Below are 11,453 nucleotides of genomic sequence, written 5' to 3' on the forward strand. Positions count from 1 at the left end.
GCTCTCAAGCCCGGGCGTGGCGGGCGATCACCTCCCTGGCCTGGGCGGTGATGTCCGCGATCAGGGAGGCGGCGCTCTTCACCGCGTCGATCAGGCCCACGCCCTGCCCGGCCAGCAGCGGCATCTCCTCCAGGTCACCGGTGGTGCCGCGCATCGGCACCAGGCTGGCGAAACGGGGGACGTCGACCTCCGGGCCGCCCAGGCTGGTCCGGCCGACGATCGGGCGCGGGGCGTCCGCCGGCGGCTCGCCCGGGAATTCGTCGACGACCCGGTTGCGCAGCACCCGCATCGGGTTGAAGTCCGGCGTCTCCGGGCCGAAGAGCGAGGTCAGCACCGTCGCGGTCGATCCCGCCGCGACAAGGCGTTCCTTGTATCCCTCGTGCGCGCCGGATTCGTCGGTGGCGACCAGCCGGGTGCCGATCCAGACGCCGTCCGCACCGAGCATCAGCGCTGCCGCCAGCCCACGCCCGTCCGAGATGCCACCGGCGGCCAGCACGAGGGCCGGCCCGACCGCGTCCACGACCTGCGGCACCAGGGCGAGCGTGGGCAGCGTGGCGAAGTTGTGCCCGCCCGCCTCCAGCCCCTGCGCGACCACCACGTCGACGCCGTCGCCGACCGCCCGTTTCGCCGCGTCGACCGAGCCGACCTGCTCGAAGACGCGCGTTCCAGCCGCGTGCAACCGGTCGATCCAGGCGGGGGACGGGTGGCCCCAGTGGAAGGAGACGACCGGGACGGCCGCTTCGCAGACCGCGTCGATCTGGTCCGGCCCGGCGAGCCCGGTGATGAAGTTGACGTTGAAGGGCCGGTCGGTTGCGGCCCGGATCGCGGCGATCACCTGGGTGAGCACCGGCGCCGGCATCAGGCCGACGCCGAGTGCTCCCAGGGCACCGGCATTGCTGACCGCGACCGGCAAGTCGGGGGTGGATGCCACGAACGCCATGCCGGCCTGGGCGATGGGCGTCGTCAGACCGTACGCCTCGGTGAATCTGGTTCTCAGCTCCATCCCGATGACGATGGCCCATGTCGGCCGCGCGAACTGTCGGCCGACGGACCGATCACCGGAATTTCCGGCGGCCGAGGTCGGTCACGTCGCCGCCGACGGTGCTGACGTCGGCGACTCAGAGGAACTCGCGGCGGTAGAGGTCGATCAGCTCGGCGTAATCGGGGCCGATGTTGGCGACGTAGACCTCGTCGAAACCGGCCTCGCGGTAAGCCTTGATCTGGGCGGCGTGGCCGGCCGGATCCGGGCCGCAGACGATCGCGTCCTTCGTCATCTCCGGCGTGACCAGGGAGGAGGCTTGCTCGAAGTGGCGCGGCGACGGCAGCACCTGGGAAAGTTCTCCAGGAACGCCGGAGTTCGCCCACAGCCGGTGCGCGGTCTCGACGGCCCGCTCCTCGGTCCGCGCCCAGCAGCCCTTGAAACCGCCCTGAACCGGTTTGTCGCCGCCGCCCGCCTCGCGGAACTGCTTCACCAGGTCACCGTCGGGCATGACGGAGATGTAACCGTCGCCGATCCGGGCCGCGACCTCGATCGCCTTCGGGCCGAACGCCGAGACGTAGACCTTGGGCGGCGTCTCCGGCCGGGTGTAGATGCGCGCCTGGTCGACTTCGTAGTGGGCGCCGCGGCGGCTGACGAACTCGCCCTTCCACAGCTCGCGCATCACCTCCACAGCCTCCTCGAGCATCTCCAGGCGCTCCTCGGCGACCGGCCAGCGCATGCCGGTGATGTGCTCGTTGAGCGCCTCGCCGCTGCCGACGCCGAGAACGAAACGGCCCTCGTGCATCACCGCGCTGGTAGCTGCGGCCTGCGCCACGACCGCCGGGTGGATCCGGACGGTCGGGCACGTCACCGCCGTGGTGATCGGGATCGTGACGACCTGGCTGAGCGCGCCGATGATCGACCAGACGAACGGGCTCTGGCCCTGAGCGTCGTTCCACGGGTGGTAGTGGTCGGAGATCCACAGGCCCTGGAAGCCGGCGTCCTGGGCCAGTTTCGCCTGTTCGATCAGCTGGGCCGGGGTGTATTCCTCACAGGACAGGAAGTATCCGATTCGCATGTCAAGGCGGATACCCCGAGGGCGATCACCGAATCGTGTCGCGGTCCTCCGGGGCGATCCATGCGAGGGACTCCGGTTCGTCGAGGTCGGGTTCGTCGTCGTCGAGAAGGTCGCCGCACGCGCCGGCGTCGGCCCTGGTCGCCGCCTCGCCCGAAGCCGATTGGCGCTCAGAGGCATACGACGTACTGCGGAAGGGGGTTGCCGGGGGATCAGGTGGGCATACTGCCGGGTGGCAGAAAGAATGGCGGCAAATCGGATGTGGGATGCGCCGCGTCACGGGGCAAGAATGACGAAATGCCGGTAATCAGTTGCACCATCAACCAGGTCGGCACCAGGACAGTGGTGCGGATCCGGGGTGACCTGTGCTCGGCGACCGCGCCGAAGGTCCGCGCCACGCTGCTGAAATGCCTGGTGGGGCGCCCCGACGCGGTGGTCGTCGACCTGGCCGAGACCGCGGTGCCGGAGCCGATCGCGCTGTCCGTGTTCGGCGCGGTGTGCCGGCAGGCGGCGATGTGGCCGGGGACACCGCTGCTGCTCAGCGTGCCCAGCGCCGAGGTGGCCGGCTGGTTCGCGAGCGGGCGGTTCGGGCGGATGCCGGTCTTCGCGACCACCGACGAGGCGCTCGGCGCGGAACCCGGCGAGGAGCTGCCGTGGCTGGCCGACAGCCTGCTGCCGGTCGGCGGGGCGGCGGCGCACGCCCGGCGCCTGGCGGTGGAGGCCTGCGAGCGGTGGAACCTCGCGCACCTCACCGACCCGGCGCGGATCGTGGCCGGTGAGCTGGTGACGAACGCCGTGCTGCACGCCCAAACCCTCATCGACCTGCGGTTCACCCTGGGGAGACGGTATCTGCTGATCGCCGTGCGGGACGGCTCTTACGAAATTCCCCGGGCCGCTGAGGTGTCGCCGCTCGACCCGGCCGCGCCGCGCGGGTTGTTCCTGGTCGGGCAGTTCGCGCGGCGCTGGGGCACGATCCCGGCCGAGGGCGGCAAAGTCGTCTGGGCCGGACTCCGCCGCTGAGAAGCGAAAACCGGACACGGATTCGCCGCTGGTAAGCGTGAGGCGGGCCGCGTACTTCGCAGCTCAGAAGCGAGCCGCGAGAAGCGAGCCGCGAGCCGCGAGAAGCGAGCCGCGAGCCGCTACCGGTTCGCGGCGGAGCGGCGGATCGTGGTGTGGAACAGGCTGAGCAGGCCGGTCGTGGCCAGCACCCCGTGGACCACGCCGCGGGCGTTCACCACCTGGTAGGAGCATCCGTGGTAGAGCGCCACAGCCCGGCCCTCCAACAGCGCCCGGATCCCCGCCGCGGCGAGGAACGGCACCCGCTCCAGGTCGATGATCACCACGGTCGCGCCGGGCTGGGCGGCCGCGTTGCCGATGATCTGGGCGAAAGCGTCGCTCACCTCGTTGTCGATCTCGCCACGCACGGCCAGGCGGATGACGCCTGCGCCCTCGTCATGCTTGCTCACCGCGAACGACCCGGTCATGTCTCCCCCGCTGTACTTGTCCAGGTTTTCCCTGCTGAATGATGACCTGCCGCAGGATCACCGCGCGGACTTGTCACCCTAACCGTGGCGGGCCGCGTCCGCTCGGGGTCGGCGTTTCGGCGGATTGTGACGGGGAATGCGATGAGTATGCCGATCCTCAACCGCCTGGAAGAAGCCCGAAGCCTCGACGGAGTCAGCGACCGGATCCAATCGGCGGTCACCGCCGCGGTCCGCCCGCAGCGGCTGCGTGACCTGCTGCACGGCACCTGGCTCGGCCATCCGCTGCACCCGGTGCTGGTGCAGGTGCCGGTCGGGGCGTTCGTCTGCTCCGCGATCCTGGACCTGTTGCCCGGCTCCAAGAAGGCCGCGACCACGCTGGTCACGGTCGGGGTCGCCGGCGCGGTCCCGGCGGTCGCGGCCGGCTGGGTCGACTGGTCGCAGCTGACCCGGGACCGGCGCCGAGTGGGTCTGGTGCACGCCGGCGCCAACGCAGTGGCGGTCGGCCTCTACACCGCGTCGCTGCTGGCTCGGCTCGGCGGCCGGCATGCCCGCGGACGGGCGCTCGGTTACGCCGGGCTGACCGTGGCGGGACTCGGCGCCTACTTGGGCGGGCATCTGGCGTACGCGCAGGCCGCCGGAACGAATCAGGCGGCGCCGGACATCGGGCGGCTGCCGGAGGAGTGGACCGAGGTGTGCTCCCTGGCCTCGGTCCCGGAGCGGCGCACGGTCGTGCGGCTGGCCGGTGACGTGCCGGTGCTGCTGTACCGGATCGCCGACCGGGTGTCCGCGCTGGTCGAGCGCTGCAGCCACGAGACCGGGCCGCTGGGCGAGGGCGAGGTCGTCGGTGACGGCTGGGACGCCTGCGTGGTGTGCCCGTGGCACGGCAGCACGTTCCGGCTCAGCGACGGTGCCGTGGTGCACGGGCCGGCCGCGAACAACCAGCCTGTCATCCCCGTACGGGTGAAGGACGGGCGTATCGAGATCCGTCAGCCCTGAGGAGGATTTGTCGTGCCCGCACGTGAGGACATGCCGTCGACGTTGAAACGATCCCCGACAAAGGCGCAGGACACGTACGCGAAGACGCACGATTCCGCCGTCGAGCAGTACGGTGAGGGCGAGCGCGCTCACCGCACCGCGTTCTCCGCGGTCAAGCACTCGTTCGAGAAGGTCGGCGACCACTGGGAGCCGAAGGCGAAGAAGGGTCCGAGCGACGCGAAGGCGGCCGGTGGACGTGGCACCAGGGCGGAGACGGCCGGAGGCGTGGACGCCAACGCGAGCAAGGAGCACCTGATGGACATCGCGAAACGGCTGGATGTCAGCGGCCGTTCGAGGATGACCAAGGCCGAGCTGGTCGACGCGATTCAGAAGGCCAACGACAAGAGCACCCGGAAAGCACGCAACTGAATCGGATCTGATCGCTGTGGGCGCCTCGGCCGGTGGGGTCGAGGCGCTGCGCGCATTGATCGCCGGTCTGCCCGCGAACCTGCCGATTGCCATCTCATGCTGCTCGACGGCCGGTTGTCAACGAGGCCCGGCACGCCGGTTACAGCGCGTGTGACGTCGAGAGTGTCCCGCCGGAACTGCTGGAACGCTACTTCGAGCTGTCGCAACACGCTGATGTACTTCAACGCCGAGGCGCAGGAGCTGGAGACCACGAACGAGGAACGCCGGTCCACGAACGACGAGTTCCAGGGCATCGACGAGCGGCTGCAGCAGAGCAGTCGGGTGCAGCCCCTGCTCGACGTGGCGGGAACGCCGACCGGCAGCATCGTGGTGATGGAGGCAGCCCCGTCGCCGGGTAGTTTGACGGCGGCGGCCACGGGCATCCGTGAACAACCGGTTGGCAGGGAGGGCGGCGACACCGATGACGGCAGCGTTGAGCTGGACCACCGGCGAGCAGTCCGGCTGCGCGATCGTCACGGTGCAGGGTAAATTGGATCTGGGCACTGCTCACCGGTTGCAGGGCGCGCTGCAGAACAGCCTGGCCGAGCAGCCGGCCGCGTTGCTCGCCGACCTGTCGCAGATGTCGCTCGGCGACGAGGTGGCGCTGTCGGTGTTCGCGGCGGTCCACCGGCAGGCCGGGATCTGGCCGGGCACTCCGGTGCTGCTCTGCGGGCCGCGCCCGGAGGTCGCCGGCCTGCTCGCCCGGAATCGGTACGGTTCTCTTCAGGTGCGTGCCGGCGTCGACGAGGCGGTCAGCGAGGTGAGCCGCACCGAGACCGTGATGCCGATGATCAGCGATCAACTGCTGCCACTGAGCGGTGCCGCGCGTCACGCCCGCGACGTGGCCACCGCGGCTTGTGCGCAGTGGCACCTGCCGGACCTGGTCGGGCCGGCCAGCGTGGTCGTGACCGAGCTGGTCACCAACGCGGTCGAGCACGCCAACACCATGATCACCCTGCAGCTGGTCTCGCGTCCGCGCTACCTGCACGTGGCCGTGCGCGACGGGTCGGCCCACCCACCGCAGGCCCGCCTGCCGGTGGAGGGCGAGCTCGATCGGGGGCGCGGGCTGCTGCTCGTCGACAGTCTCGCGGTCGACTGGGGCTGGCTGCCCACCCGCGACGGCAAGGTGGTCTGGGCGACGCTCGCGATCTGATCAGCGCGTGCAGCCGTCGACCAGCGCGCGCATCCCCGAGATTTCCAAGATCCTTATTGCGTACGCCGGAACGCCCGTCACCAGCATCGTCACGTTCCGCCCGCGGGCCACCGTGTGGACCGCGCCGAGCATGGCGATCCCGGCCGCGCTCAGCAGGGGGACACCGGACAGATCGACCACCAGACGGCGACCGTGGCCGCAGCTTCCGCCGGCGTTGAGCAGCTCACGACGTACCACATGGGCATTGTCCCGGTCTATCTCCCCGTGCACCCGGGCGTGAACGCCATCCGGCCCGGTCGTGACCAGCACCCGGTGCTCGGACCCGCCGGAACCGGTCCACGGCGGCGTGGTGTCCGACAGCATGGCCTCGCGCAACCAGGTCAGCGCCCGGCTGAGCAGGCGCGACACGTGCATCTGGGAGATGCCGAGCTCCTCGGCGATCTCCACCTGGCTCCGGTTGCCCCAGAAACGCAGCGCCAGCAGCTGCCGCTCGCGGGCCGGCAACTCGCAGAGCAGGGTTTCGACCGTCGCCCGGTCGTCGACCAGCGTCAGATCGCCGTCCGGACCGCCGAGCAGGTCGCCCATCTCGCTGCCGCTCGTGCTGTCACCCAGCGGCGAGTTCAGTGATTCGGTGCTGTGCGCGGCCGCCGACGTCTGCGCGCGGAGCACCTCCGATTCCTCGACACCGAGCCGTTCGGCCAGCTCGGCCACGGTCGGCGTGCGGGCCAGCTCACCGGTCAGGGCCGCGCGCGCGTGCACGAACTCGAGAACCCGGTCCTGCTGGCCGCGGGGCACGTGCACGCCCCACGTGTGGTCACGGAAGTGGCGCTTGATCTCGCCGGTGATGGTGAGAATCGCGTACGCCGTGAAGGAACCCCGCTCCGGGTCGAACCGGTCCACGGTCTTCACCAGGCCCAGCCGCGCGACCTGCTCCAGATCGTCGGTGGGCTCGCCGCGCCCCCGGTAACGCCGGGCCAGCCGCCCCGCGAAAGGCAGTGCCTCCCGCACGAAGTCCTCGCGGAGACGGCGACGCTGCGAACGGTCCGCGCCGTCGCACGCCCGGGCGTACTGGTCGGCGAGCACGTCCAGGTCTTCGAACGGCTCGAGTTGACCGGCCTCTCGCATGCCTTCACCCCCTCCGGCGCACACGATGGCTACGAGGTGCCCGTATTTGCTGCAGCGCAAACATCCGACCTCTGCAACCGGGGCGGTTGCGGTCCGGTAGTGCGTGCCGGTCAGCCCGAAGCGACCCCCGGACCCCTGACGAACAGTGTCGCAGCGCCGAGGGCCGGCGCTGCTGTTCTTTCCAGGGGGTATCGCCGCTTTGGCACCGATGTTCGCACCGCTTCGGGAGCGCAACTACCGGCTCTGGGCCGCCGCCGACCTCGTGTCGACCGCCGGCACCTGGATGCAGGTGCTCGGACTGAACTGGCTGATCCTCTCCGCCACCGGCTCCGCCGCCACCATGGGCCTGGTCGTCATGCTCCAGGCGCTGCCGGTGCTGGTCCTCGGCACGTGGGGCGGCGCGCTCGCCGACCGGCTGCCGGCCCGCCCGCTGCTGATCGCCAGCCAGGCCGTCCGCGCGCTGCTCGCCCTCGTCCTCGTCGCGCACGGCGGCCATGCGCTGATCTTCGCGGTGGCGCTGGCCTCCGGCGTGATCAGCTCGTTCGAAGGCCCGGCCCTGGGCCGCTTCGGCTCGGCGCTGGTCCCGCCGTCCGCGCTGGGCTCGGCACTCGCGCTCGGCTCGGTGCTCAGCTCGGCCGGGCGCATCGGCGGCATGGCCCTCGGCGGTGTCCTCGTCGGCATCACCGGCCCGGCCACACTCTTCGTGATCAACGCGGTGTCGTACCTCGCGGTCATCGGCGCTCTCGCCGCGATGCGTCTCAGCGAACTGCGTGACCTGCCCGTCGCCGCGGCGGGGGAGCGGGGCGTCCTGTCCGGGCTGCGCTACATCGGCCGCCAGCCGGTCGTGCTGATCGTGCTCGCGCTGTCGTTCGTGCTCGGGTCGCTCGGCCGTAACTACCAGGTCAGCATGGCCTCGATGGTGGCCGGGCCGCTGCACGGCGGCTCCGGCGCGTACGGGCTGCTCTCCACCGTCTTCGCGGTCGGCGCCGTGCTCGGCGGGCTGCTCCTCGCCGGGACCGGCAAGTCGACACTGCGCGTGCTGCTCGGCACCGGGCTGACGATCAGCCTGCTGCAGATCGGCGCCGGCCTCGCCCCGAACGTCACGTCGTTCGCGGCGCTGATCCTGCCGATCGCGGCCGGTGCGGTCGTGTTCGACACGGTCGTGTCCACGCGGATCCAGCTGGACACCCGGGAGGACATGCGCGGACGGGTGCTGGCCGCGGTCGGCATCGTGTCCGCGCTGTCCGGCATGGTGGGGGCGCCGGCGGTCGGGTGGCTGTGCGACACCGTGGGGCCGCGTGGCGCGCTTCTTCTGGGCGGGGCGATCACCACCGCGGCGGCGGTGGCCGGGGCGGCGGCCATTGCCCGCGCTCAGGGCCGCACGCTGCACCTGCCGCACCCGGAGCCGCTGCTGGCGGCCGAGCAGATGGCCTGACGTCGGTTCGGTTCGACGGCCCGGCGGTTTGTGGGAGGCCCGGCGGTTTGTGGGAGGCCCGGCGGTTTGTGGGAGGCCCGGCGGTTTGTGGGAGGCCCGGCGCGGTGGCGCCGGGCCTTTCGCCGCTGGTTCACCCTCCCGCGGGACGCCGGCCCGGGCCGGGAGTGGTTTGCCGACTCCCGGGTATGCGGCGCGCCATGTCAGTGATCAACAGGCCGGCGCCGGTCGCCGTCGAGACCGACGAAGTGACCGTGGTGGTCGCCACCCGCAACCGGCCCGACCTTCTCCGCGAGACCGTCCCGCACCACCGCGCCCCGACGATCATCGTCGACAACGGGTCGGATCAGCCGCTCGACGTTCCGGGCGCCTACGACGCCGACCTCGTCCCGATGCCGGGCCTCGCAACAGCCGGGACGATTCTCGAGGGAGTGGGGCCGGATCCTGGGTCAGCCGGCCGGGAGCTCGACGGGGCGGAGCGGCGGGTCGACGTCGTCCGGCTCGACGAGAACATCGGTGCGGCGGCGCGCAACACCGGAGTCCTCTGGGCGCGCACACCGTTCGTGGCGTTCGCCGACGACGACTCGTACTGGGAACCCGGTTCTCTGGCCCGGGCGGCGGAACTGCTCCGTGCCCACCCGAAGGCCGCCCTGCTCACCGGCCGGGTGCTGATCGGCCCGGAAGCCCGGCCCGACCCGGTCTCCGACTACATGGCCACCGCGCCGCTCGGCACCCCGCCCGGCGCGGCCGGTCCGTCGGTACTCGGCTTCCTCTCCTGCGCGGTCGTGGTCCGGCGAGACGCTTTCCTCAAGGCCGGGGGATTCCTCCCGCAATTATTCGTGTACGGCGAGGAAGCGCTCCTGGCGATGGACCTCGCCACCGCGGGACACGAACTGTCGTACGTCCCGTCGCTGACCGTGCGCCACTTCCCCTCACCGGCCGGGCGCGACAATCGAGCCCGGATCCGCCGCGAGGCCCGCAACCGCGCCCTCACCGCCGTGCTGCGCCGCCCGCCCGCAGTGGTCGCCCGAGTCCTCGCCCAGGTGGCCCGCACCTGCCCGGCCGCGCTCGGCGACCTCACCGGCGACCTGCCGTGGGCCCTCCGCCACCGCCGCGCCGTCCCCACCGCCGTCGAACAGTCCCTACGCCTCCTGAATCACTGACCTCGCCCGCTGGTCGTCCGGTGTGTTCTCCGGCGCGTGAGGCACCTCTGGTCGCCGGCCGGCCGTGCTTGGCCGGCGACCAGAGGTGCCTCACGCGCCCGGGGCGACTGAGTTGCCCGGGTTTTACCAGCCGGTCGGGGGTGCCTCGACGTGGACGGCCTTCACCGCGGTCAGTTCGTCGAGCAGTTCGGGGCCGTACCCGAAGCCCTGCCCGCTGAGCCGGCGCGGGTGTGCGGCCCCGCCCGGCGCCCCGCCGAACACCGCGTTGATCTTCACGGTTCCGACGGGCAGCGTTCGCCAGGCTTGTTGGGCGTTGCCCATCGACGGGGTCAGAACGGTCGCGGCGAGGCCGTAGTCGGAGGCGGCCGCGCGTTCCAGGCCTTCGGCGAAGGTGGGGACGATCGCGACCGGCGCGACCGGCCCGAACGTCTCCTCCCGCATGATCGCCATCCGGTCGGTGCAGTCGGTCAGCACGGTCGGCGGGTAGTACGAGCCAGGCCCGGCCGGCACCGTTCCGCCGCGCAGGGCGGTCGCGCCTTCCTTGACGGCCTGCTGGACCTGGTCGTCGACGGTGTCGCGCAGTCGCCGGTCGACCAGGGGACCGATGCGCGGCTGCCACGCGTCGGCTTCGGTGACGAGCGCGTCGAGGAAGGCTTCGGCGACGGATTCCACCACGTAGATCCGTTCGACGGCGACGCAGATCTGACCCGAGTTGGCGAACGAGCCGAGCGCCGCCTGTCCGGCCGCCCAGGCCGGGTCGACTCCGCCGTCGACCAGGAGCGGGTCCTTGCCACCGTTCTCCAGCAGCGCTTTCGCGCCGGTGCGGGCGCAGGCCGCGGCGATGGCGCGTCCGGTGGCGGTCGAGCCGACGTGCGCGACCACGTCGACGGGGGCGGCGGCCAGGGCGGCGCCGACCGCGCCGTCGCCGTTGACCAGATTGAGGACGCCGTCGGGGAAGTGCGGGGCGAGCAGGGTGACGAGGTGATGTCCGGTGGCGGGGGTCCGTTCGCTGGGTTTGTGCACGACCGTGTTGCCGGTGACGAGGGCCGCGCCGAGCAGGCCGCAGGCCACGGCGACCGGATCGTTCCACGGGGTGATCACCGCGACGACGCCGCGCGGCCCGTACGCCATCAGGTCGATCGCCTCGTCGTTGCCGGCGAGCGCGCGTCCGCGGTGGACCGGTCCGAGTTCCGCGTACTGACGTAGCGTTCCGACTCCGGCCATCACGGAGTCGCGGGCATCGGCGACCGGTTTGCCCATCTCGGCGCAGATGAGTCGCGCGAGTTCGTCGGCGCCGGCGGCGACCGCATCGGCGGCCGCGTGCAGTGCCGCACCCCGGGCGGCCGGCGCGGTGCGGGCCCAGTCCGGTGCGGCGGTGCGGGCGGCGTTGACGGCCTCTTGGACATCGGATTCGTCGGAGACGGCGACCCGGGTGACCCGGGAGTCGTCGCTGGGACTGATGACGATCACTTCGCGGCCGGAGCCGCCGAGCCGCCGGGAACCGGCGATGAGTTGGCTGACCTCGTACATGGCAGCTCGGATGCCCCTTCGTGACCTGCGCAAACGCGAAACACTTCGACCGTCGAAGTTTTTTGCCGC

Annotated in this window: 13 protein-coding genes; 8 read left to right on the top strand and 5 right to left on the bottom strand. The window is 71.6% G+C overall.

Features of this window, described 5'->3' with window-relative positions; all coding sequences use genetic code 11:
* Positions 1-4: 4 nt before the first annotated feature.
* Positions 5-1,003: an NAD(P)H-dependent flavin oxidoreductase gene (locus tag ACH442_RS20410; RefSeq protein ID WP_396339620.1), complete on the bottom strand. Its 999-nt coding sequence runs from the start codon at positions 1,001-1,003 to the stop codon at positions 5-7.
* Between the two features lie 115 nt (positions 1,004-1,118).
* On the bottom strand, positions 1,119-2,057 hold the full coding sequence (locus ACH442_RS20415; RefSeq protein ID WP_396339621.1) for an LLM class F420-dependent oxidoreductase: 939 nt from the start codon (positions 2,055-2,057) through the stop codon (positions 1,119-1,121).
* 294 nt (positions 2,058-2,351) lie between these two features.
* Here ACH442_RS20415 and ACH442_RS20420 point away from each other — a divergent pair, with 294 nt between their 5' ends.
* Positions 2,352-3,074, top strand: a complete 723-nt coding sequence (locus ACH442_RS20420) for an STAS domain-containing protein (RefSeq protein WP_396339622.1) — start codon at positions 2,352-2,354, stop codon at positions 3,072-3,074.
* 119 nt (positions 3,075-3,193) lie between these two features.
* On the opposite strand, the gene ACH442_RS20425 is transcribed toward ACH442_RS20420, so the two are convergent.
* The gene (locus ACH442_RS20425; protein ID WP_396339623.1) at positions 3,194-3,538 is read right to left on the bottom strand and encodes an STAS domain-containing protein; all 345 of its coding nucleotides are present in this window, start codon (positions 3,536-3,538) and stop codon (positions 3,194-3,196) included.
* A 141-nt stretch (positions 3,539-3,679) separates the two neighbouring features.
* Between ACH442_RS20425 and ACH442_RS20430 the strand changes: the two genes are divergently transcribed.
* The 5 genes from ACH442_RS20430 to ACH442_RS20450 are packed head-to-tail and all read left to right on the top strand — an operon-like array spanning position 3,680 to position 6,134.
* The gene (locus ACH442_RS20430) at positions 3,680-4,534 is read left to right on the top strand and encodes a Rieske 2Fe-2S domain-containing protein (protein WP_396339624.1); all 855 of its coding nucleotides are present in this window, start codon (positions 3,680-3,682) and stop codon (positions 4,532-4,534) included.
* Between the two features lie 12 nt (positions 4,535-4,546).
* On the top strand, positions 4,547-4,942 hold the full coding sequence (locus ACH442_RS20435) for a ChaB family protein (RefSeq protein WP_396339625.1): 396 nt from the start codon (positions 4,547-4,549) through the stop codon (positions 4,940-4,942).
* A gap of 16 nt (positions 4,943-4,958) precedes the next feature.
* Positions 4,959-5,096, top strand: coding sequence for a chemotaxis protein CheB (locus ACH442_RS20440; protein WP_396339626.1), 138 nt, complete (start codon positions 4,959-4,961; stop codon positions 5,094-5,096).
* On the top strand, positions 5,039-5,470 hold the full coding sequence (locus tag ACH442_RS20445) for a hypothetical protein (protein WP_396339696.1): 432 nt from the start codon (positions 5,039-5,041) through the stop codon (positions 5,468-5,470). Before ACH442_RS20440 ends, ACH442_RS20445 begins: the two co-directional genes overlap by 58 nt.
* Entirely contained in the window at positions 5,403-6,134 is a 732-nt protein-coding gene (locus ACH442_RS20450) for an ATP-binding protein (protein ID WP_396339627.1), read from the top strand. The genes ACH442_RS20445 and ACH442_RS20450 overlap by 68 nt, the downstream gene beginning before the upstream one ends.
* Here the strand turns inward: ACH442_RS20450 and ACH442_RS20455 are convergent, their stop codons facing one another.
* Positions 6,135-7,259, bottom strand: a complete 1,125-nt coding sequence (locus ACH442_RS20455; RefSeq protein ID WP_396339628.1) for a SigB/SigF/SigG family RNA polymerase sigma factor — start codon at positions 7,257-7,259, stop codon at positions 6,135-6,137.
* Positions 7,260-7,467: 208 nt separating this feature from the next.
* On the opposite strand from ACH442_RS20455, the gene ACH442_RS20460 reads away from it, so the two are divergent.
* On the top strand, positions 7,468-8,694 hold the full coding sequence (locus tag ACH442_RS20460; protein ID WP_396339629.1) for an MFS transporter: 1,227 nt from the start codon (positions 7,468-7,470) through the stop codon (positions 8,692-8,694).
* 197 nt (positions 8,695-8,891) lie between these two features.
* Positions 8,892-9,854: a glycosyltransferase family 2 protein gene (locus tag ACH442_RS20465; protein ID WP_396339630.1), complete on the top strand. Its 963-nt coding sequence runs from the start codon at positions 8,892-8,894 to the stop codon at positions 9,852-9,854.
* A gap of 123 nt (positions 9,855-9,977) precedes the next feature.
* Here the strand turns inward: ACH442_RS20465 and ACH442_RS20470 are convergent, their stop codons facing one another.
* Positions 9,978-11,384 carry an aldehyde dehydrogenase family protein gene (locus tag ACH442_RS20470; protein ID WP_396339631.1) on the bottom strand — a complete coding sequence of 469 codons (1,407 nt, stop codon included), beginning with the start codon at positions 11,382-11,384 and terminating at the stop codon, positions 9,978-9,980.
* Positions 11,385-11,453: the final 69 nt, after the last annotated feature.

The sequence above is a fragment of the Actinoplanes sp. NPDC020271 genome, from assembly GCF_044388125.1.
Classification (GTDB): domain Bacteria; phylum Actinomycetota; class Actinomycetes; order Mycobacteriales; family Micromonosporaceae; genus Actinoplanes.